The sequence below is a fragment of the Methylocystis sp. WRRC1 genome (assembly GCF_020733155.1).
Lineage (GTDB): Bacteria > Pseudomonadota > Alphaproteobacteria > Rhizobiales > Beijerinckiaceae > Methylocystis.
In genome coordinates this window covers 1,435,203-1,456,680 of sequence record NZ_JAJFZJ010000001.1, presented here as the reverse complement: position 1 = coordinate 1,456,680, position 21,478 = coordinate 1,435,203, and the positions used below count along the sequence as shown (strand labels likewise).

The window sequence follows — 21,478 nt, the reverse complement described above, 5'->3', positions numbered from 1 at the left end:
TCGTTGTTCAGTTATTCCCGAGGCCGGGCGAGAACCGTCACTTCGGGGCGGGCGTATGCGCCGCGATGATCTTGTCGAAATCGGCGACGCTTATCTCGCCGGTGTATTTGTCTCCGTTGACGAAGAAGGTCGGAGTCGAATTCACGCCGAATTTCTCGGAGCCGCGTTCGCGCACCTTGTTCACCTTCTCGTAGAGCGCCTGATCTTTCAGGATCGCCTCGAATTTCTCCTGGCCCAGGCCCGCCTGCTTCAGCACATTCGCGAGGCCGTCGAGCGGCTTGTCGGTGAAGGCCCAGTTCTTCTGCTGCGAGAACAGCAGGTCGACAGCGGCGTCGCGCTTGTCGCCGAGTTCGCGCGCGAGCATGAAGGCGGCGGTCGCCAGCGGATCGAGCGGAAATTCGCGCAGGATGAATTTCACCTTGCCCGTGTCGATATAGTTTTTCTTCAGCGCCGGATAGACTTCGTGGTGGAAGGCGGCGCAGTGGCTGCAGGTCATCGAGGCGTATTCGACGATCGTGACAGGCGCGGCGGCTCCGCCCTCGACCACGTCGGGCAGGGCGTTCGGCCCCATCAGCTCCTCCATCGAGACCTTGCCGGACGAGGATTTTTCGGCAAGCGCAGGCGTGGCGGCGAAGGCCAGAGCCCCGGCGGCGAGGGAAAGCAGGCTGCGGCGGGAAAGCGTAAAGAACGGAAAAGACATGAGAGGCCCGTGGCTGAATCGTGTGGACAGACCATAATCTGTCCGCAGATTGTGGCAATTCAAAATTAGCCGCAGCGGCGAACAGGCGTCGAAATCGTCGCCCGGCGCAAGACGGATGTCGACATTTTGGTCAATGACATCAGCGGGCTGTGCTGCGCTCATGCCCCGCTGGCGAAGGCGCGAAACGAAACGGGATCGGCAATCGAATATTTGACGAACCCCGAAATTCGGCGCCCATATTGGCGCTCTGGCGCCTTCGAGATCGCCGTCCCGCGTCGTTCTTGAAAACTCCCATCGCGTTTTTCCTACGGCCAAGAGGCATCGACATGCTCACGCGGCGCGCGTTTCTGTTGAACACGGTCGCCATGGCGGCGACGCCCGCTATTGCCAAGGCGGCGGCGACGCCCACCGTCCTGAAATTGCAGCGCCGCATCATCGACGTGAATGGCAGAGCTGCTTCCGTTTACGGAATTCGACAGGCGAGCGGCGTTTCCGGATTGTCGACGAAGGTTGGCGCGTCATTTCGCGTGCGCGTGGAAAATGAACTGGGCGAGCCGAGCCTCGTTCACTGGCACGGGCTCACGCCGCCGTGGCGACAGGATGGCGTGCCCGAGGTGACGGGTCCGGTCATCGCGCCGGGCGACGCGGCGGATTATGATTTTCCGCTGACGTTCGGCGGCACATACTGGATGCATTCGCATGTCGGATTTCAGGAGCAGTCGCTCATGTCGGCGCCCCTGATCATCCATGACGGCGCGACGCATGAGGACCTGCAGGAGGTCGTCGTCATGCTGGCCGATTTCAGCTTCAGGCCCGCCGAGGAGATTTATGCGTCTCTCATTGGGAAAAAGCGAAAAGCCGCCTCCGCTGACATGCCTGCGAGCCACGGGATGCATATGGGCAAGGCGATGGCCGGGCCGATGACGACGCCAATGGCCAGGCCCGATCTGAACGACGTCACATATGACGCCTTTCTCGCCAATGACCGCACGCTGGCTGATCCTGAGGTCATCCGGATCGACGCCGGCGGGCGTGTGCTTTTACGCATCATCAACGGCGCATCGATGAGCGCCTTCCATGTCGATCTCGGCGAGATCGAGGGAAAGCTCGTCGCGGTGGACGGACAGAAGGTTCTTCCCATCGCCGGGCGGCGCTTTCCGATCGCATCCGCGCAGCGGTTCGACATTCTGCTGGAGACGCCGAAGCAGGCGAAGGCGCTCCCGGTTCTGTTCGTTCTGGAAGGCGAAAGACGGCGGACCGGCGTTATCCTCGCGCCGGCCGGGGCGACGATCGAGCGCGTTCCGGAACTCGCGGCGGAAGCGTCGACGGCGCTGAACCTCGATCTCGAATCGCAACTGCGCGCCATCGCGCCGCTCGATCAGCGGAAGGCGGATCGCGTCTATTCCATAGATCTGACCGGCGATATGGCGAGCTATGTCTGGTCGCTGAATAATGTCGTGTGGAGCGCCTCGACGCCGCCGCTGCCGCTGGCTCTCGGAGAGCGCGTCGAAATCGCGCTGACGAACCGGACGATGATGTCTCATCCGATGCATTTGCATGGCCATCAGTTTCAGGTCGTGGAGATCGACGGCGCGCGCTTCCCGGGCGCCATGCGCGACACGGTGCTGGTTCCGCCGGGAAAACGCGTCGTCATGGCTTTCGACGCCAATAATCCCGGCCGCTGGGCCTTCCATTGTCATTTGCTGTATCACATGCACGCAGGAATGTTCGCGACGTTCGCCTATTCGTGACGTCGCATAAGGCGCCCCAGCGGCGCCGTTCGTTTCGCTTGGCCGCCATGCTTTCGGGGAAACGGTGCGATGATGAAAAGGCGATCCGTGTTACAGGCAATGGGCGGCGCAACGATCGGCGCAGCCTTCGATGGTTTCGCGTTTCCGCTGGGCGCGCGCGCGGAGGGGAGCGTGACGCTGCCTTTCGCAAATGGCGAACGACCGCTCGTCCGTTATCCCGGCAAACGGCCGCTGATACAGCTGACCGCTCGCCCGCCGCAACTCGAAACGCCTTTCAGCGTTTTCGATGAAGGAGCGATCACGCCCAATGACGCCTTCTTCGTGCGTTATCACCTCGCCGATATTCCGTTGTCGATCGATCCCGCGACGTATCGGATCGAATTGAAAGGCAAGGTCGACCTTCCCCTGTCGCTGTCACTGGAAGATCTGAAGACAGGCTTCGAGCCAATCGAGATCGTCGCCGTGAACCAGTGTTCCGGCAACAGCCGCGGTTTTGTCGAACCCCGCGTCGCGGGCGGGCAACTGGCGAATGGCGCGATGGGCAATGCGCGATGGCGCGGCGTATCGCTGAAGTCCGTGCTCGACAAGGCGGGCGTTCAGGCCGGCGCGCGTCAGGTCGTTTTCAACGGGTTCGACCGACCCGTGCTGCCGGAAACGCCCGACTTCGAAAAGGCGCTGGACATCGATCACGCTCGCGACGGCGAGGTGATGATCGCCTATGCCATGAATGGCGAAGACCTGCCATGGCTCAACGGCTTTCCGGCGCGCCTCGTCGTTCCCGGCTATTACGGCACCTATTGGGTAAAGCATCTCAGCGAGATCACGGTCATCGACAACGTCTTCGACGGTTTCTGGGTCAAGAACGCCTATCGGATTCCCGACAACGCCTGCGCCTGCACGGAACCGGGTCAGGCAGCAACGGCGACGACGCCGATCAGGCGTCTCGACGTTCGGTCATTCATAACGAATCTCGCCGATGGCGCGAAAGTGAAGGCCGGGGCCGAAACTATCGTAAAAGGCGTCGCATTCGATGGCGGCTATGGCGTCACGGAAGTTCTGCTGTCGAGCGACGGCGGTCGGAACTGGCGCGCGACAAGTCTCGGCCCCGACCTTGGGCGCTACTCGTTTCGCGAATGGCGCGCGACGACGCGACTTGCGAGGGGCGAGCATCATCTGCGCGTGTGCGCCATCAACAGGATCGGGCAATCGCAGCCGATGGCCCCATTGTGGAACCCCGCCGGCTATATGCGCAACGTCGTGGAGACGGTGCGCGTCGCGGCGCACTGACCGGAGGGCGCGATCATGCGAAAACTCAACCGGACGCAAGCCGTCGTCGCGGCGTCAATGCTGTTCGTGACCGCTGGCGCGGCAAAGCCCCTGACTTATGCGCTGCCCGAAGAAACCGCTGTCTTTCGTCCGGGACCGGGGAGCGACGTTGCGCAAAACAATTGTCTCGCCTGTCACTCAGCCGACTATGTAAACACGCAGCCGCCCCATCGCGGCGCTGCTTTCTGGGAGGCCGAAGTCAGGAAGATGATCAAGGCCTATCACGCTTCGATCTCCGAGGCCGATGCGAAGACGATCATCGATTATCTCGCGCGAACCTATTGAGCGCTTTAATAGGCGGCGCAGGGGGCGGAGCCGCCGCCGCTATCACCTGACCGCGGCGCAGGAGCCCTTCGGGTCCTGAAGCAGCGCCTTCAACCCCTTGGTGAGATAACTTTCCGTGAATCCATCGGCTTTCGGATCGCGGATCGTCACCTTGCGGGAGGCTGCAATCGCGTCGACCAGATCGGAGGAAACTTTCGCTCTGGAGCCGGAAGTTCCCACGACCTCCATGATCTTTGGATCATGATCTGAAAAGCGCACGTCGAATGTCTTGCCGCCGGCCGAGAGCTGCACATCTTCGGTGAATGCGCCGGAGGCGCTGCGAATGCTGATCAGTTCGAACGCGCCGGACGCGCAGCCCATTCCGAGACATATGAGCTGTTCGGGATAGTCCTTGCATACGACAAGCTCCACGCCGATCTTTTGCAGGTCGGGCTGCGCCTTGTCCCATTGTTCCTTCGCCCGGGCTTCAGGCGCCGCGCCGATCGCAATGCAAATTACGAAGGCGCACGTCACTATCGCAATTCGTTTCATGATCCCGCCCTGCACGCGTTCATTTTCCGGCTTTCATATTGTCCATGAATGGATTGCTCCGCAAGTTCGCATACCTTTCGTCGAGCCGCTGTAACGGCCGGCGTTGAGCAGGAAACGCCGCGACACTTCATCGCAGTGCGCGCCATCCATTCGAGGACGATATTTAGCTTGGCGGTTTCAGTGGTGAGCGTTCGGCGATCCCTTTTTTGCGAAGCCGCTTGCCCTGCGCCGCTTCGATGCTGGAGGATGATGTCGTGAATGCGCCAAAGGCGCCGAAACGTATCGGCGCGAGCGTCTCTTTTGTTTTCGTCGCCGTGTTCGCGTCCCCGCTCGCCCATGCGCAGGCGATCTCGCCGCAAGCGCTCGTGCGCGCCTATCCTGATCATCTTGCCGGCGCGGACGAGGCGTCGGTCCAATGGCGTGATGGAACGAAGCAGCCGTTGTCGGACGGTCGCGCGGACAAGAGTTTCGATGAGAAACTGAGGCGCGCCTCGTTGCTCGACCAATTAAGTCTTCCTTACAAGACCGGGCCGCTCGCCCAGCCTCCCGGACCGAACGACGATCCGGGGCGTTTCCGCAATGCGGCCTTCTTCGACAAGATGTATGGCGATTGCGACAAGGGCGAAACACAGAAGCGCCTGGTCGATGTTCCATGGGTCGGCGGAAAGGCCGTGCGCGTGACCACGGTGAATGGCGTCGCCGACAAGCTGCGCGCAATCAGGCAGGAACTGGAGCAGCTACCGCCGCCAGTTAAGCGTCTCACCTTCCCCAGCGCCGGCGCCTTCAATTGCCGCGTCGTCAAGGACACGGGCGCCCGCAGCATGCATGCCTATGGCGCTGCGATCGACATCAGCATTGCGCAAGCCGACTACTGGCTGTGGCGAAAGGGAGCCTATCGCAATCGCATTCCATATGAGATCGTCGAGATCTTCGAGCGTCATGGCTTCATCTGGGGCGGCAAATGGGGGCATTTCGACACGATGCATTTCGAATATCGGCCCGAGTTTTTCGCGGCGAAAGACAAGGCGAACTGAACCCCGCCGCCGCGTGTGCAACAAAAATAACCGCAAGCCAGACCTGAAAAACAGCGCGGCGTGATGGAATAGCCCGGCGAAGCTGCTTCGGCAGGCCTCTCGCCATTTTGCAATAGGCATCGCTCGGCGGCGTCCTGACGGTCTTCGCCCCTTATTTGCGGGCGACTCGGCCGCCGAGCGCGAATCTTTTTTCCGGTGCAAGGCGGCTCCGGTCGAGGTCTGTATCGAACGGAGCCGCCCCGGGGAGGACAATCAACTGGTGCTGATTGTCGGTGAGAACTCGTGGCCGACGGCGTCCACGGGACATCCCGCGCCGCGGCCGGAATCTCAGGGCTCGCGATATTTCCAGAGGATCTTTCCGATTACCCTGATCTCTTCGCCGGACTCGCTCAGGCCATTTTTCGCGACGAGGGGCGCTTGCCAGCGCGGATCGTCGGATTCGGGCCAGAACTCGTGGCGATCGCCATTCCTCTGCAACCGGCGTCCGGAAATTTCCCGCAGCGTTTTCTCGCGCATGCGTTCGATAACGACGAGATCGCCGTCCTGGATTTCGGCGTCCGCGTCCCGGGCGTCGATGCAGCGAATATAATCACCTTCCTGCGCAAATCTGTTCAGCGACGCGCCCTCAATGACCAGATCGAATTGTATCTCCTCGGGGAAACGCGGATCGGTAGGGAGCGGCGTTCTTCTCTGTTGCGTGTCGTCCTTCTCGGCGAGAAAGACCTCCGACCAGATGCCGGCGGCCACTTTTCCCTTGAGGGGGACGAAGCAGGCGTTGCGAGCGCCTTCCCGGGGCTCGGCCAAATAGGCCGCAGCGGTCCGCGGGCTCATGTCGCCTTCGCCGGTCAGGAGCCAGCCGGGGCTCACGCCATAAGCCTGGCCGTAAATTTTCGCCGTCTCGGCGTCATATTGGTTTTGGCTGTTTTCATGCGCCCGATATGTCGAGCCCTTCCAGCCAAAACGTCTGATCGCATCTGTCGCCGTCGAATAGCCGGCGCTTATGCGCGCTTTCTTTAAGCGGTCGTGCATGGATCTCGGTCTTCTTTTCGTGGCGCCACAGGGCATGTGACGGATTTATAAAATTTAACTCTCTGAAAACGCATTGCAATCTGGAATGCGAAACACGCAATCCGATTTGCGCAAAATGTTCAGCTTCTGGCGTCTCATTTTTTGGCCTTGCGTAACCTTGACCGTGTTTCCGTCGGCGTCTCGTGAAACATGCGGCGTCACGAGGCGGAGGAAAAGGATAGCAATAAAAGGCAAAGGTCAAGCAGCATCAGCGCGCTATCGAGAATTCCGGCGGCAGTCGTAGGAATATCCTCCTGGCGATGGGCCATCTCTCCCCTTATGGCCAATTCGGAGCTGAGCAACCGGGCCGCTCCCGGAGGCGTGTCGACGAATGCGGCGGGTCAGTCTCCTGATCCGCTCCATGTCGGCGAGCGTCGGCGGGCGGTCCTATCTGGTCCGGACAGCGTCACGCGCCATGTCGACGGGATTGCTGGAGGAGGGCCGGGCGGATGATTTACAATTCGGGAGCTCCATTTCGGCTTGCGACACGAATGGCGCAAGGAGCGTCGCGGTGAAACCGGCGAAGGGATAATCATGGCGCACATCGCCTGTATCGAGGATCTGCGTCGTCTCGCGCGTCGGCGTGTTCCGAAAATGTTTTACGACTACACCGACGCCGGCTCGTGGACGGAGACGACCTACCGCGCAAACACGCGCGATTTTGGCGATCTGCTCTTCAGACAACGTGTTGCTGTCGACATCGAGAGGCGAAATCTCCGCTCGACAATGATCGGACAAGACGTCGCCATGCCCGTCGCGCTGGCCCCGATAGGCATGTGCGGAATGCAGCACGCTGATGGCGAAATTCTCGCCGCGCGAGCGGCGGAGGCTTTCGGCGTTCCGTTCTGTCTCTCGACCATGAGCATCTGTTCGATCGAGGACGTCGCAACCCACACGAGCCGGCCATTCTGGTTTCAGCTTTACGTCATGCGCGATCGCGCCTTCGTCGAACGTCTGATCGATCGGGCCGGGAAATCGAAATGTTCCGCCCTCGTCGTCACGCTCGATTTGCCGATGCTTGGTCAAAGGCACAAGGATTTGCGCAACGGGCTGTCGGCGCCCCCGAAACCGGGTCTTGCAAATCTGCTCGATCTGGCGCGCAAGCCGAAGTGGGGACTCGCCATGCTGCGCACGCGGCGGCGGACTTTCGGCAATGTCGTCGGGCATGTGACGGGCGTGGAAAATATGGCGTCGCTGGAAGCCTGGACGAGCAGCCAGTTCGATCCAAGGGTGACATGGGAGGATATCGCCTGGATCCGGCGCCTTTGGCAGGGCAAGCTTGTTCTGAAGGGAATTATGGACATCGAGGATGCGCGACGCGCCGTCGATGTCGGCGCGGACGCGATTGTCGTCTCCAACCATGGCGGCCGCCAGCTCGACGGCGCGCCGTCCTCGATTTCCACCTTGCCGGCGATCGCGAAAGCAGTCGGCGGGAGCGTCGAGACATGGCTCGACGGCGGCGTCAGAAGCGGGCAGGACGTGTTGAAGGCTATCGCTCTCGGCGCCCGGGGCGTCATGATTGGCCGCGCCTATCTTTATGGTCTGGGCGCATTGGGCGAAGAGGGCGTTCGCCTGTGCCTCGAAATAATAGCGAAAGAACTCAGCCTCACCATGGGATTTTGCGGCGTCGTCGATATCAATGCGGTGACGGAAGAAATTTTGACCAGGCGCCGCGGCGCCAACGGGTCCAACTATTCGCCCAATGAAAGGTAATTGCGCGCGCTGATGGTAAGCATATGCGCTTTCCCGTCAGAACGCGGGACAGCCGAAATTGGAGCGCAAATTCGGCGAATTCGCTCTCGGCGCTCCATCATCAGTGCGGCGCTTCTTTGGTCAGACCTGCGGGTCGATATTCCTTCTACAGTCCGTGTCGCGGCTGTAAAAACCAATAGACCAACCCGACAACGGCGCAAAACGCGCCAAACAGGAAGACGACGTCTCCAATCATCAAGTCCATCATGCCGTAGCTGGCGATGCTTATTACAAGTCCTACAATCGCGAACCACAACGGATATTGGCTGCGCTCCTGATTTTGCGGCTGTCGTTTGTTCGAAATGTCCGGCACGGCGGGCTTCCTATCAATTTGCAATTCCGGGAGCGAGAGGAGGTCATCGCCTCGCCTTCGCGATCAGCCAGAAATAATTCAACGGCGGAATATTTCAACTCACAAGCCTCAGTTGTCGCACGATCCGCCGGCCGGCGGCGCCGTGGTGTCGAGGGGAGGCGATGTCGGGGTGGGTCGCACAGGCGACGCGGCGCCATTTCCTCGATGCTTGCCCTCGGTGAATGATCTGATCAGGTTCTTAATGCGAGACCTGTCAGCGCTGCTTCATTTCGGAAAATCTTGAATATGTCCGGAACGGAGCATGTCCGAATCATGGACGACTGATTCGGGATATTGAAACAATGAAGAATTCCTTGACAGGCGAGGTCGCCCTCGCAGCTCCCGGCGCACGGTCCTGCTTCGAGCGTCGGCGCCGGAAAAGACGTCGCGCCCGTTCCGGATCGAAATATTCGTTCCGGGATGGCGGCGGCCTTGAGCATTGTCGATCGGCTCCGGCCGTTACGGCGTCAATGTAGAAGATGTCAAAGGGTTGATTTGAAGCTGAAATTATAAACGTCCTCAAAAGTTCGTCTTGTGCGCCTACCAAGCGATAGAAATCGCCGCGCCCCGGATATGAAGCGGCAATCATCCTCAACATCATCGGAAAGATCATTGATCGGCTTCAGTGAAGGGCGACAACATAATCCAGCGCCGCGCGCCGCATGCGACCGTTATCATTGGGGCGCCCCGGAAAGAAGTGATGTCTAGTCTCGCGCTCCAGCTTGCTTCTACAGGGGGAATACGTGTTCAAATTCCGGCCGAGTTTTCTGATTCGATTAAGAAGGAGCGCCGCTCATGGCTGATGACAATTCTCCCGAACATGCCGCAAGTCTCGAATATGCGGCGGAAATCGTGTCGGCCTACGTCTCCAACAATTCTTTGCCTGCTTCGGAGCTTCCCGCCTTGTTGCAGTCTGTTCACGCCTCGCTGGTGCGGCTGGCGTCCGGCCAAGTTACAGCTGTCGATACGACGACTCCGAAAGAACCTGCAGTTCCAATCAAGAAATCAGTGACGCCCGACTTCATTATTTGTCTCGAGGACGGAAAGAAATTCAAATCGCTCAAGCGTCACCTTCGCAGCGCATATTCCCTGACTCCTGACCAGTATCGCGCCAAATGGGGGCTGCCGTCGGATTATCCGATGGTCGCGCCCAATTACGCTAAGACTCGATCCGAATTGGCCGTGCAGATGGGACTGGGTCAAAAGTCAAGCAAGTCCGGCGCGCGCAGAGCCAGAAAGTGAGCCGCGACAGTCGTTGAAGGCAATCGCCCGCCGCGTTACTCGAGCGCTCTCGCTTCACAATGTTTTCGACCGGGCGTCGCAACTGCAAATGCATTGCGGGATCCATGTCGTGCATGTTTATCACAGGATGTCCACGGTCAACTCATGTCGCAAGCCGCGCCTCAAGGGACGTCAACATTTGCGGAGCGACCAGGGAGCTATGAAATCCATTGAGCCGGGCTGTCGCGCGCCGCGACATGCCGACCTTGCCAATGCGCGCTTCAGTTCGCCCGCGTCAACGCTGCGGAAAATGCTTCGTTAATAAATTCTCAGCGCTCCAGCAAACAGAGCTGAGCTGATGAGGGAAGGTTGAAGCGCGGAGATTTGGCTTGGAAACCTTTGGTCATGCCCGACTTTTCCATGTTCCGCGGCGAGCCGTCATGATGGATGATCTCGACATGAGCCGGGAAGATCGTTTCTCTCCGACGTCGATCGCCTTTTCAAAATTCAGTGAAGTGTGCAGCCAAGTCGCGTTTTTGTGCGTGAGGTTGGCTGCTCAGCATGGGTCACACGCTTCGCCCTTCGGATTTTGCGCCGCGTGGATTTCATGTTGAGAGCGCCGCCGGTGATGGCGCGATTATTGTGGTCACGGTTCATCCGGCGAGTACGACGAGTCGGCGCCCGGACTGCGACGTGATCGCCACGCGCTTCCATAGCCGTTATCTTCGGCGGTTGTCGGATCTGCCGTTGGCAGGGCGGTAAGTCCGCCTCGTCGAGGCGCGCACCGTCGTCGCTGTTTTACATTTGATGATCCGCAAGAAAACTTAATCCGAACTCAAAGCCTGGCTCGAACGAGCCAGATGCAGTCTCGTCACATTTTTCGCTAGCGGCGTCGCGAAGGACACGACCGCCGTTCATCCCGCCATCGCCTCGATTTGGTCCAATGGTCAAACAGAAGGACAGATCAAAAAACCGAGGTCGTGAAGCGGACAATATATGGACGCGCCAAAATCGATCTGCTCGACGCCCGTCGAGAGGCCACTGCGAAAGAGCCCCAGCCTCCAGACCGATCCGTTCGATCGAAAGTGAAACTCTTGCTTGAAAAGGCGACGATGGCCTCGGGATAGCTCTCGACCGGCGCCACCGTGATTACTTTCCCGGCTGCATCGACGAGGCAGACGCTCGAAAGTTCCTAAGAGATATCGATTCTGGCATAATTTTCCATGGCATATCGTCCGAACTGCATGCTTGGGGCCGGCCTAAACTAGAACCCCGTTCATCATGACGCGAGGGACAAGCTTCTGTCCGTCGCCATCAAGCTGGGGGTTGGGCCATCACGGCAATCAGGAGACCTATTTCATTGCTTGATCTGCGAGCGACTCATGAAAACGGTCAACTGCCTTTGGAGCGCGTTCAGGAAAAGTGTAGGCGATTTTCTGTTTGAACGCGCCTAAGTTATCCAGCGAGAGCAAATGCGGCGAATTCGAAGTCGCCGCATTTGCTCTAGCGCCCGAGCGTAGCTGGCGGAGTAACACTCGGGTTGTGGGCCGAAACCGGTTCGACCTTTAAATCCTTCAGCTCAATCTCGACGTCATAGGGCCCTGTGACCTCCCATCCGATGTTGATGCTGCCGATCGAAAAATCTTGAATGTTCGGGGAACTGCGCAGAAACCCTTTTTCATGGGCCTGCTCTAAGGAAGCCTTAATCTCTGGCAGGACATCGACGCGCGCGTAAGTTACCCAGTTCGTGGTCCTCTTACTTTCTTTCACGCTTTGATTTGTGAAATAATATTGGGGAACCTTGTGAATGTATTTTCCAGTACCGATGTCGCCAGCGCGAAATTCTGGTGCAAACATGGAGCGGTATTCGTAAATCGGGATCCCGAACCAAATGTAGTCGCCAAACCCGGGAGATTTACGATTTCTGTTCTGTATGGTCAAAAAGACATTCATTTGAGCGCTTTGACTTAGTGGGTCCGCGTTAGAGATCGGACCCGCGACCTCCTTCGTGACACGCGTCGAAAGAGAAACATATATGGAAGCGAGGGAAGCAATTGAGGTCGGCGATCCGCCAATCGGATGCTGCTGTGAGAGGTACAGCGCAGGCCATCCAAGCGTATGCGCCCTGTGTCCGACCGTTCCCCATTCCGCAATGCCGTCGAGCGCTATTCGCACGTCGGGCTGATTTGCCGTCGGCGTCGGAAATATCGTAACCCTTTCCGACTTATCAGAAAGTAGGATGCCTCCGTCAGGTTGCACTATAGGGGCGACCCATTCGAATGACGCGCCGATCCTGCTATTCCATTGGCTCAACTTCCAAACTGGCGAAATTGCTTCACCCCGCCAACGAAATTCGCGCACAATCTCTTGCGTAGCGCGGCCCGGCTTTGACAAGCGGAAGCCTGACTTGAAACCCATATCTTTGAAATATTGTGTCGTCGAAGCTGATGCATCGCATGATAAATATTGATACGCCGCGTCGCCTGAAAGCACTCCATGGTCGCAAGTCCGGATTCTCGCTTTAGCAGCGCATGACTGCCCTGGCGGCACTGCAACGGTGGAGAAGAGCTTTGCGCTTACGCCGTCTGCTATGGTCGCGCCGCTAACGGGACATGAGAAAGTCGCGTCCGAAAACGCGTCGGTCGAGGACGCAATCGACATCGAAAGCGCGAACGCGAATGCAAGGGTGCGCATACAAACTCCTTTCGTGGGTAATTCTGTGGTTGCCGCCGGTCATGCAAAAAGCTTTTTCCTTCTGAGGGTGCGATCGAGTGCGTCTTCTGTGAGTCCTTCAAATGCAGCATCACACGACGCCGCTGGCCGGCGTGGTAATGCAAATTCGGTCATTATCTGTTTAAAGTCATAGCCTTTTCCACGCCTGCAACGCCACTAAATTAGTTTAGTTCATGCTTTGTCCTGCACGAAGGATGTGTAAAAGAATTAGGTGTCAGCATTTAGTGGTGGTCTGTCTAAGCCATTGTATTTAATAGCGATACGCTGATTTCATGGCGTTTATTTTACCAGCGCGAATTATGCCGGAGCGCGGATAGAGCTGGCCCCGGAGATTCGGACAGTAGTTTGAGTGATGGGGTCGTCTAATCGCGGTCGACATCGGTCGCCGCACGATGGGGCTTCGCGGGAAGAGCCTTCAAATGTGGATGTCGCACTTCGTTGAGGCAGCGGCGCATCGTATCAAACGGAATGGCTCGGCCCACGTCCCGGCAGGGACGTTCTGGCGCGCTCGATGCGAACGCTATCTCGAAACTGTTATGCGGCTATCCCCGCCATTCGGTTGAAGAAGGTCCCCGTTTTTTTGAGCATTGCGTGCATTATGACCGCCCGCTTGCGCGCGACTGCGACTGCGGCTCGCTTGAAACCAAGCCTCTGTTTGAGCGCGAGCTGAACCGCCCCGGATTTGCCGGAGGCCCCAACTCTTGAGAGACTGGGGCTATGGAAGCGAAGAAGAAGACATCGAACAGATTTTCACCTGAAGTTCGGGAGCGGGCGGTTCGGATGGTGCTGGAGCACCAGGGGGACCACGCGTCGCAATGGGCGGCGATCGCCTCGATTGCCGGGAAGATCGGCTGCACGGGCGAGACGCTTCGCGGCTGGGTCCGACAGGCGGAGCGAGACGCCGGCTCGCGCGCTGGCGTCACGTCGGACGAACGGGCGCGGCTGAAGGCGCTGGAGCGGGAGAACCGCGAACTCCGGCAGGCCAATGAGATTTTGCGGAAGGCCTCGGCGTATTTTGCCCAGGCGGAGCTCGACCGCCGGTCGAAACCATGATTGCCTTCATCGACAAGCATCGGGAGAGCTACGGGGTCGAGCCGATCTGCAAGGTTTTGCCGATCGCCCCGTCGACGTATCGATGGCATGCAGCGCAGCGGCGCGATGAGACGAAGCTGTCGACGCGCGGGCGTCGGGACCGGACGCTCAGCGAGAAGATCCGCTGTGTGTTCGCGGAGAACTTCTCCGTTTACGGCGCCCGGAAAGTGTGGCGGCAGCTGCGGCGCGAGGGGGAGGATGTCGCGCGCTGCACGGTGGAGCGGCTCATGCGGCGCCTGGGCTTGCAGGGCGTCGTGCGCGGTCGGCCGGCAAAAACCACTGTGAGCGACCGCAACTCGCCGTGTCCGAGAGACAAGGTGAACCGACAGTTTGCGGCGGATAGGCCAAACCGGCTGTGGGTGGCCGACTTTACCTATGTCGCGACCTGGCAGGGCTTCGTCTATGTCGCTTTCGTTATCGACGTCTTCGCCCGGCGGATTGTCGGCTGGCGAGTCTCGCGTTCGGCGCAGACGCCCTTCGTGCTCGATGCGCTCGAACAAGCGTTGTACGATCGGCAGCCTGTTCGCGGCGGTCTCGTTCATCACAGCGACCGCGGCGTGCAATATGTCTCGATCAAATACACGGAGCGACTTGCGGACGCCGGTGTCGAACCCTCGGTCGGCAGCGTCGGCGACTCTTACGACAATGCGCTCGCCGAGACGATCAACGGGCTCTACAAGGCCGAATTGATCTGGCGGCGCGGACCGTGGCGCAGCCTCGAGCAGGTGGAGTTCGCCACGCTCGAATGGGTCGACTGGTTCAACAAAAAGAGATTGCTGGAGCCGATCGGAAACATTCCTCCGGCCGAGGCCGAAGCGCGCTACTATGCGCAAATCGAAGAGCCCGCCATGGCGGCGTGACTCAAACAAGACGGCCTCCGGCAAATCCGGGGCGGTTCAAGCCCCCATGTCCGCAAGCCGCTGTCGGCTGAACTGCCCGTCAGGATGACTGTCGCCGCCTTGTAGAGAAGCCCTCGTAAATGGCGATCGCCGCGTCGGGATATGTGGCCGTCATAGTCCACCTCACCTGACTGATAGCGCCGGGTCGTCAACCCAGGCAAAGCGCCAGCCGAGCGCGAATTCTTGAAATTATTCGGGTCCTCGATCGCAGTCGCGAAGGAGGTCGCCGTGATCGCGCCGACACCAGGAATTGACATAAGGATACGGCAAGCATGGCTTTGGCGTGCAGCCGCTATGAGCTGGCGTCCAAGTTCGGCGGCGCGAATTCGAACGCTTCGCCACGCGTCCAGCATCGGCAGCACGATCGACGCCAGCCTGTCCTGATCAGCAGGAAGGGGGCGGACATTCTTCTCGAATGAGCCGCCCTTGCCCGGTGGCGCGATCAAACCGAACCTCTTCATGATGCCGCATTCGCATCGGTCTTGTTCGCGGCCATGTCGAGAGCTGCCTTCGCATGACGAGCGTCAATGCAGATTGCGGGCAATCCTTCTTCTTGAAGGGCGTGATAAGACCACACGGACAAGGGGCCTGTTTCGAACAGGATACGCCGCGCCGCGCCGCTGGCGCCCGCTTGCGAACAATGTCCGCGATGAGCCTGGGGTCAGAGGCGCATTTCCCACGCCAGACGCGTTTGCCTCCGCGCCGAATGGAGATTGCCGTTTCTTTCATCGATACGTCCAGACCAATATATTCTTCCAAGGCTGCTCTCCGTCAGATGCCTGGGCACGGTGCGGGGTCGTCAGCCCGTGTTCGATCTTATCCGAGAACAGCCACCACAATGCAGTATCGGCATTGCCTGGGGCGACTCGCTCCCGCGATTACTCCATGTGGATGCCCCCTCCGCCCAGCATCTTACGACGCTGGGCGGAGGGGGCATCCACATCAGTTCATAGCCCTCATGCGCCGTTGGCTCGCTCTGGTCGAAAAGCCACGACGACCCCGCCGATGACGAGGGCGATAAGGAACAGAATCAAGGCCGTCTGTTTGAGCCAGGCAATCGCCGGCACGGTGAGCGCAAGCAGGATTCCGAGGACGGCGATTTCCGCGGAAACATGGACGCCCGCAACGAACGTCCCCAGCGCGAGCAGCAACATGAGCGCGAGACCGGTCGCCGGGCCATTGAGGAACGTATTGACCGAAGGGAACATCAGAATGCTCATCGCGATCAGGAACGCGAGCCAATGCAGGGATTGCGTCACGATGAGTTGTTTGCGCGCGGCTTTGTCAGCCGTCTTGCGCCAGCCAGTGGCGATACAGGCGAGACCGATGGCGACGGCGAGGACTTCCCAATATCCATACAGCGGGGTTCCCGACATACTGGTGTAAGCCACCCCCACGAGCGCCATGACCAGGACGACGAAATATGGCAAGCGCGCGCGGAGCCATGGCATGATCCCCCTCGGCCGCGTCGCCGGCGTGAGGTCGGAGGAGTTGATATCGGTCATTTCCCAGCACCTTTCAGATAGAACAGAAGCTGTTACGCTTTGAGATTCCGACCCTCGAAAACACCTTTACGGGTCGGCGGGCTCGCTAGAGCCTGAATTCTCATCAATCTCCTGCGCGGCTTCGGGCGCGATAGAGAACGCCGCGGGGGGCTTTCCTGCCTCGACCGTCTCGCCGACGCTCGCCGCCGAGACGACGGCGCCGGTGACAGGGGCTGCAATGTCGACCTGCGCGAGCGCCGCTTCCGCGCTCGCCAAAGCGGCACGCGCCCGTTCGACGGCCGCCTTGTCGGCCTCGGCGCGCGCCATGGCGCGTTCCAGCACGGCGCGGGCCTTCTCTGTCGCCGGGCGTGGGGCGCCTCGACCTTGCGCGCGCTGCTTGCGCTCGAGGTCCTTAGTCGCCGCCGCGGCGGCGGACGCGCTCGCTTGCTGGCGCTGCAAAGCCGCGGCAAGCGCGTCTTTCTCGCGCGCGACGGCTTCCTCAAAGGGAGTTGGATCAAGCCTGACGCAGACGCGGCCCGCCGTCACCGCGGCGCCCTTTTCACAAAGAACGGCGATGATCTTGCCCGAAATGGGCGCGAAGACTTCCACAGGCGCACGCGTGTCCGGGCTGCTGGCGGCGGATATCCGGGAGGGACGATCATCGCGGTTCGGGCCGGACAGCAGCTGCTGATCTTGCCCGCCGCGCCAGAACACAAAAATTTCACCCGCTATCAACGCCGTCACCGCAAGAACGCCGAGCAGCGCCTGCCATTTCCCGAAATCGGAGACGACGGGGCGAGAAGGGGTCGCCAGCGCTGGCGACGCCAGATGATCTTTTGCCGAGCGCCTTTCGCCGCGCGCGCCGATGAGACCGAATCTGCGCACGAAGAACTTCTCCGCCTCGACGACGAGGAAGAAGACAAAACCGCCGAGGAACAGCCATGGCCAGATATTCATCGGGATGGCTTGCGTGCCGAAGAGACTCTGCAACGGCGGCGCGTAGGTGAAAAGAAGCTGCAACACGACGACCGCGGCGATTCCGAGCGGCAGGTAGCGATTGCCGAGATGCGCTGCGATGGAGAGAGAGGAATCGGTCTTGAACCGGCTGTTGAGCAGATAGAAAATCTGACCCACAACCAATGTGTTGACGGCAACCGTCCGCGCCAGTTCGTCCGGCGCGTCGGCGGCTTTCATCCAGAAAAAGGCGACGAGTGTGAGAATGAGCAACGCCACGCCGACAAAGACCACCCTCCAAACTGCAAATGCGTCGAGTATCGGTCGAGAAACGGCGCGCGGCGCCCGTCGCATGACGTCGAGTTCGTGAGGTTCGAAGGAGATCACAAGCCCGAGCGCGACGGACGTCACCATATTGACCCAAAGGATCTGGGGCGCCGTGATCGGGAGCATGAAACCGGCGACGATCGCGACAAGAATGACGAGCGCTTGCGCGACATTGGTTGGAAGCATGAAGAGAAGCGCTTTTTCGATATTGTTGTAAACCGTCCTGCCCTCGCGCACAGCTGCGGTGATCGACGCAAAATTGTCGTCCGCGAGCACCATCGCCGCCGCCTCCTTGGTGACTTCCGTGCCCTTGATCCCCATGGCGACGCCGATGTCGGCGCGCTTGAGCGCCGGCGCGTCGTTGACGCCATCGCCCGTCATCGCCACCACCTGGCCATTGGCCTGAATGGCTTTCACAAGACGCAATTTATGTTCGGGGCTGGCGCGCGCGAAAACGTCGACATTCTCGACGGACTCCTGCAACTCCCCGTCGTTCATGGCTTCGATTTCGGTCCCCGCAACCGCCGTCTTTCCATCGCCAATGCCGAGCATTTTGGCGATCGCCGCGGCTGTAACCTTGTGGTCGCCGGTAATCATCGTCACGCGGATGCCGCCGTTATGGCATTCGGCGACCGCTTCCACGGCTTCCTTGCGCGGCGGATCCATAAGTCCGACAAGGCCGTACAGAACGAGACTGCTGGGCAAGTCCTCCGGGCCGAGACTGGCTTTCCCGACGGGCGGGTTGCGCAGACCGGCAAGGGCGAGCACGCGTTCGCCCTGCGCTGCGAGTCGATCGGCGGCGGTGTCCCAATAGTCGCGCCGCAGCAGCTCGAAACCTTTTTCTGCCTCCTCACGGTCGCAATGGGCGAGGATAACTTCCGGCGCGCCCTTGACGAGCAGGAGGCGTTCGCCGCCCTGCTCCTCATGCAGGGTCGCCATGAATTTATGCTCGGACTCGAAGGGGATGGCGTCGATTCGACGAAGCTTCCGCCGTTCGCCGGCGCGATCCAATCCAAGTTTGGTCGCAAATGGATAAAGCGCCGCCTCTGTTGGGTCCCCTTCCACCTTCCAGACATTGTCAATTGGGCGCAGTTCGGAATCGTTGCACAGCGCCGAAACGATTCCCATGTGGCGCAGCGCAGCGGCGCCGGCGGCGGGTTGGCCATCGAGTAGAATTTGACCTTCGCTCGCATAGCCGTCGCCAGTTACGCGGTAGGCGGCGTCGGCCGTAATGGCCGAAGCGACCATCATCTCCATCAGGGTCAGCGTGCCCGTCTTGTCGGAGCAGATGCGCGAAACCGATCCCAGGGTTTCGACCGCCGGCAGACGACGGATGATCGCGTGGCGCTGCGCCATGCGCTGCACGCCGATCGCGAGCGTGATCGTGATCAGTGCGGGCAGGCCTTCCGGAATGACGGAGACCGCAATGCCGACGACAGCCTGGAAGGCGTCGACGAAGGGAAGATCGCGAACCCAGCGGCCATAGGCGAAGACGATGACGCTCACGAAACCGATCACTTTCGCGATGGTGTGGCCGAAATCCTCGATCTGCCGAAGCAACGGCGTTTCGAGCGCATCGACGGCGGCGAGCATCTGGTTGATGCGGCCGAGTTCCGTTTGCGCGCCCGTCGCAACGACCACCCCGGCGGCGCGTCCGGACACGATCAGAGTTCCGGAAAACGCCATGTCGGCGCGGTCGCCGACGGTGGAGTTCTCTGGAACAACGTCAGTCGATTTGTCCGCGGGCACGGATTCGCCTGTCAGAGCAGCTTCGTCGGCGCGAAGATTCTTGACGTCGATCAACCTCAGATCCGCGGGGACGCGATCGCCCGACTCCATGAGCACGATATCGCCGGGAACGAGGTTCTCGGCTGCGACCACGCGGGGCTCTCCGTCGCGCAGGGCGCGCGCGTCCGCCGACAACATGTTGCGGATCGACTCCAGCGCCTTTTCCGCTTTCCCCTCCTGGAGGAACCCGAGCAGGGCGTTTATGACGACGACGCCCGTGATGATCGACGCGTCGAGCCAAAGGCCAAGCATAAGCTTTATAAAGCCGGCGGCGAGCAGAACATAGACAAGTATATTGTCGAACTGATGCAGGAACCGCATCAGCGGGCCGCGCTTCGCGCCCTCCGGCAGGCGGTTGGGCCCATATTCGCCGAGCCGCCTGACCGCCTCCTCCGACGAAAGGCCGCGCGAGGGATCGCTGTCGAGACGGCTCAGCGCTTCCTGAAATTCGAGCGCGTGCCAATTTTCAACGGAAGAAAGCTTCGTAACATTCATTGACAAACGCTCCATCAAGAATGTGATACTGTCTGAGCATGTTGGATTAGTAAAGCGAACTTCAGTCGTTGGTTTTTGCTTTGATGGACGTGAGCCGCTCAGATGGACACTACTTCTGTCATGACGATCCTGGGCGGCCTCGGGCTTTTCCTGCTTGGAATTCACCATCTTACCGAGGGCCTGAAGGGCCTCGCCGGGGATTCGCTCAGACGCGCCCTGCAAACACTCGTCCGTGGCCGCTTCAGCGCAGTCCTGTTTGGCGCGGTTTTCACAGCGCTCGTTCAATCGTCGAGCGCCACGGTTCTGACCGTCATCGGTTTCGTCAGCGCCGGGCTGGTCAGCTTTTCACAAGCGATCGGCGTGCTCATCGGCGCCACATTCGGCACGACGACGACGCCATGGATCGTAGCCTTCTTCGGTTTCCGGGTGCAAATCTCCGCCTTTGCGATGCCGCTGGTTGGCGTCGGCGCCTTCCTGTGGCTCGTCGCCAAAGGCAAATGGCGCGCGGCCGGGGCCATCCTTGCGGGGTTTGGCCTGATCTTCGTCGGGCTGGATTATCTGCAGACCGGCATGGGCAATGTGTCCTGGAACGTCGACTCCTTCGTCGGCGAAGGGTGGGGCGCCAAATGGCTGCTTGCGGGACTTGGAGTTGTCATGACGGTTGTCATGCAGAGCTCCAGCGCCGCCGCCGCCGCGACCTTGGTCGCTTTGCATGCGGGGAGCCTCAACTTTCAGCAAGCCTGCGCCATGGTGGTCGGACAAAGCATCGGCACGGCCGCGACCAGCGCCGCGCTCGGGACGATGGGCGGCGGGTTGGCGGTCCGGCGCTCCGCCCTGGCGCATATCATTTTCAGCCTGGTTGTCGGCGTTTTGGGCATGTTGCTCCTCTCTCCGCTCGCCAACGCCGCGACCTGGGTCGTTTCAGGCTTCGACGATTATGACGGCGTGCTCGCGGTCGCCGCGTTCAGCAGCCTGTTCAAATTGATGGGCGTCGTCGTCTTCTTTCCCTGGCTCGACGCCTATGCGCGTTTCATCGTCAATTTGTCGGGAAAAGGGACGGAGTCGGCCGTTAGCAGACTGGAGCCGGCGCTCGCGGAGGCTGGCGGGCCGGTGGCCCTCGAAGCGGTCTGGAGGGCGCTGTCCGAAGTCGCGCGGGACGCCGTGGACGCCGTGCGCCGGCGGCTCGCCGGCGACCGGACCGCCTATCAACCGCCCGAGGACTCGGTGCGGCAGATCGAACATTTTCTGGAGTCATTGTCGCTGGAAACGCTCGATCTCGCCGAAGTCGAGCCACGCCTGGTGCGCCTGTGTCACGCGATCGACCATCTCAAGCAGCTACTCGAAGACCTGGGCGAATCCGCCGCGACGGCTGCTTTCACGACGCGGACGGAGGCTATAGGCGCAGGCGCGCAGGCGCTGGCCGTATGGCTCGACGCGCAGAAGGAGACTGCGAGGATCACCGGCGGACCGATCCTGGACGCGATCGGCGCCGCCGCTACGCATCTCACGGAGGAGCGTAAGGCGCTTCGCGCGCAAATTCTGGAGTCCGTCGCGCGTCAACAGACGCCGGCTTCGACCGCCAACGAGACGCTGCTCGCGCTGCAATGGGCCGACAAAGCGCTGAACCATTCGTGGCGAATAATAGACTCATTGGATGCGGCCGCTGGCAAATAGGACAATCAGCAA

Annotated in this window: 15 protein-coding genes, 2 pseudogenes and 1 other annotated feature; of the genes and pseudogenes, 8 read left to right on the top strand and 9 right to left on the bottom strand. The window is 60.3% G+C overall.

Annotated features, from left to right (window positions below; all coding sequences use genetic code 11):
- Positions 1-37: 37 nt before the first annotated feature.
- Positions 38-700 carry a DsbA family protein gene (locus LG047_RS07070; protein ID WP_227966086.1) on the bottom strand — a complete coding sequence of 221 codons (663 nt, stop codon included), beginning with the start codon at positions 698-700 and terminating at the stop codon, positions 38-40.
- A gap of 326 nt (positions 701-1,026) precedes the next feature.
- Here LG047_RS07070 and LG047_RS07065 point away from each other — a divergent pair, with 326 nt between their 5' ends.
- From LG047_RS07065 to LG047_RS07055, 3 genes are all read left to right on the top strand, one after another.
- Positions 1,027-2,451: a multicopper oxidase family protein gene (locus tag LG047_RS07065; RefSeq protein ID WP_227966085.1), complete on the top strand. Its 1,425-nt coding sequence runs from the start codon at positions 1,027-1,029 to the stop codon at positions 2,449-2,451.
- A gap of 69 nt (positions 2,452-2,520) precedes the next feature.
- Positions 2,521-3,738, top strand: a complete 1,218-nt coding sequence (locus tag LG047_RS07060) for a molybdopterin-dependent oxidoreductase (protein WP_227966084.1) — start codon at positions 2,521-2,523, stop codon at positions 3,736-3,738.
- 15 nt (positions 3,739-3,753) lie between these two features.
- On the top strand, positions 3,754-4,062 hold the full coding sequence (locus tag LG047_RS07055; RefSeq protein WP_227966083.1) for a cytochrome c: 309 nt from the start codon (positions 3,754-3,756) through the stop codon (positions 4,060-4,062).
- A gap of 42 nt (positions 4,063-4,104) precedes the next feature.
- Here LG047_RS07055 and LG047_RS07050 read toward each other — a convergent pair whose 3' ends face one another.
- A complete protein-coding gene (locus LG047_RS07050) occupies positions 4,105-4,593 on the bottom strand; it encodes a hypothetical protein (protein ID WP_227966082.1) in 489 nt (162 codons plus the stop codon).
- A gap of 254 nt (positions 4,594-4,847) precedes the next feature.
- Here LG047_RS07050 and LG047_RS19720 point away from each other — a divergent pair, with 254 nt between their 5' ends.
- Positions 4,848-5,627: a M15 family metallopeptidase gene (locus tag LG047_RS19720; protein ID WP_227966081.1), complete on the top strand. Its 780-nt coding sequence runs from the start codon at positions 4,848-4,850 to the stop codon at positions 5,625-5,627.
- Positions 5,628-5,954: 327 nt separating this feature from the next.
- On the opposite strand, the gene LG047_RS07040 is transcribed toward LG047_RS19720, so the two are convergent.
- Entirely contained in the window at positions 5,955-6,656 is a 702-nt protein-coding gene (locus LG047_RS07040) for a LexA family transcriptional regulator (RefSeq protein WP_036283335.1), read from the bottom strand.
- Positions 6,657-7,229: 573 nt separating this feature from the next.
- On the opposite strand from LG047_RS07040, the gene LG047_RS07035 reads away from it, so the two are divergent.
- Entirely contained in the window at positions 7,230-8,408 is a 1,179-nt protein-coding gene (locus tag LG047_RS07035; RefSeq protein WP_227966080.1) for an alpha-hydroxy acid oxidase, read from the top strand.
- Positions 8,409-8,553: 145 nt separating this feature from the next.
- On the opposite strand, the gene LG047_RS07030 is transcribed toward LG047_RS07035, so the two are convergent.
- Complete coding sequence (locus LG047_RS07030) at positions 8,554-8,760, bottom strand: hypothetical protein (RefSeq protein ID WP_192815600.1); 207 nt, start codon at positions 8,758-8,760, stop codon at positions 8,554-8,556.
- Positions 8,761-9,594: 834 nt separating this feature from the next.
- Between LG047_RS07030 and LG047_RS07025 the strand changes: the two genes are divergently transcribed.
- On the top strand, positions 9,595-10,041 hold the full coding sequence (locus LG047_RS07025; protein ID WP_036283332.1) for a MucR family transcriptional regulator: 447 nt from the start codon (positions 9,595-9,597) through the stop codon (positions 10,039-10,041).
- 1,482 nt (positions 10,042-11,523) lie between these two features.
- Here the strand turns inward: LG047_RS07025 and LG047_RS07015 are convergent.
- Complete coding sequence (locus LG047_RS07015) at positions 11,524-12,714, bottom strand: hypothetical protein (protein WP_227966079.1); 1,191 nt, start codon at positions 12,712-12,714, stop codon at positions 11,524-11,526.
- A gap of 573 nt (positions 12,715-13,287) precedes the next feature.
- Positions 13,288-13,413, bottom strand: a pseudogene (locus LG047_RS07010) (IS110 family transposase); the annotation flags it as partial.
- Between the two features lie 57 nt (positions 13,414-13,470).
- On the opposite strand from LG047_RS07010, the gene LG047_RS07005 reads away from it, so the two are divergent.
- Positions 13,471-14,705 (top strand): IS3 family transposase gene (locus LG047_RS07005; protein ID WP_227964392.1). Its coding sequence is split into 2 segments (ribosomal slippage): positions 13,471-13,768 and positions 13,768-14,705, totalling 1,236 coding nucleotides; the frame shifts between segments, so codons are not numbered across the junction.
- Positions 13,761-13,877: a sequence feature (AL1L pseudoknot), on the top strand. (Overlaps the previous gene by 117 nt.)
- Positions 14,706-14,740: 35 nt before the next feature.
- Here LG047_RS07005 and LG047_RS07000 read toward each other — a convergent pair.
- The 3 genes and pseudogenes from LG047_RS07000 to LG047_RS06990 all read right to left on the bottom strand — a co-directional run.
- A pseudogene (locus LG047_RS07000) lies at positions 14,741-15,503 on the bottom strand (transposase); the annotation flags it as partial.
- 197 nt (positions 15,504-15,700) lie between these two features.
- The gene (locus LG047_RS06995; RefSeq protein ID WP_192815599.1) at positions 15,701-16,150 is read right to left on the bottom strand and encodes a hypothetical protein; all 450 of its coding nucleotides are present in this window, start codon (positions 16,148-16,150) and stop codon (positions 15,701-15,703) included.
- A 165-nt stretch (positions 16,151-16,315) separates the two neighbouring features.
- A complete protein-coding gene (locus LG047_RS06990; RefSeq protein ID WP_227966078.1) occupies positions 16,316-19,792 on the bottom strand; it encodes an HAD-IC family P-type ATPase in 3,477 nt (1,158 codons plus the stop codon).
- A 102-nt stretch (positions 19,793-19,894) separates the two neighbouring features.
- On the opposite strand from LG047_RS06990, the gene LG047_RS06985 reads away from it, so the two are divergent.
- A complete protein-coding gene (locus LG047_RS06985; protein WP_227966077.1) occupies positions 19,895-21,466 on the top strand; it encodes a Na/Pi cotransporter family protein in 1,572 nt (523 codons plus the stop codon).
- Positions 21,467-21,478 lie beyond the last annotated feature (12 nt).

Excerpts from the sequence above, each read along its gene's own strand:
- LG047_RS07070 (WP_227966086.1), bottom strand. The coding sequence starts at position 700 with ATGTCTTTTCCGTTCTTTACGCTTTCCCGCCGCAGCCTGCTTTCCCTC.
- LG047_RS07065 (WP_227966085.1), top strand. The coding sequence starts at position 1,027 with ATGCTCACGCGGCGCGCGTTTCTGTTGAACACGGTCGCCATGGCGGCG.
- LG047_RS07060 (WP_227966084.1), top strand. The coding sequence starts at position 2,521 with ATGATGAAAAGGCGATCCGTGTTACAGGCAATGGGCGGCGCAACGATC.
- LG047_RS07055 (WP_227966083.1), top strand. The coding sequence starts at position 3,754 with ATGCGAAAACTCAACCGGACGCAAGCCGTCGTCGCGGCGTCAATGCTG.
- LG047_RS07050 (WP_227966082.1), bottom strand. The coding sequence starts at position 4,593 with ATGAAACGAATTGCGATAGTGACGTGCGCCTTCGTAATTTGCATTGCG.
- LG047_RS07040 (WP_036283335.1), bottom strand. The coding sequence starts at position 6,656 with ATGCACGACCGCTTAAAGAAAGCGCGCATAAGCGCCGGCTATTCGACG.
- LG047_RS07035 (WP_227966080.1), top strand. The coding sequence starts at position 7,230 with ATGGCGCACATCGCCTGTATCGAGGATCTGCGTCGTCTCGCGCGTCGG.
- LG047_RS07025 (WP_036283332.1), top strand. The coding sequence starts at position 9,595 with ATGGCTGATGACAATTCTCCCGAACATGCCGCAAGTCTCGAATATGCG.
- LG047_RS07015 (WP_227966079.1), bottom strand. The coding sequence starts at position 12,714 with ATGCGCACCCTTGCATTCGCGTTCGCGCTTTCGATGTCGATTGCGTCC.
- LG047_RS06995 (WP_192815599.1), bottom strand. The coding sequence starts at position 16,150 with ATGGCGCTCGTGGGGGTGGCTTACACCAGTATGTCGGGAACCCCGCTG.
- LG047_RS06990 (WP_227966078.1), bottom strand. The coding sequence starts at position 19,792 with ATGAATGTTACGAAGCTTTCTTCCGTTGAAAATTGGCACGCGCTCGAA.
- LG047_RS06985 (WP_227966077.1), top strand. The coding sequence starts at position 19,895 with ATGGACACTACTTCTGTCATGACGATCCTGGGCGGCCTCGGGCTTTTC.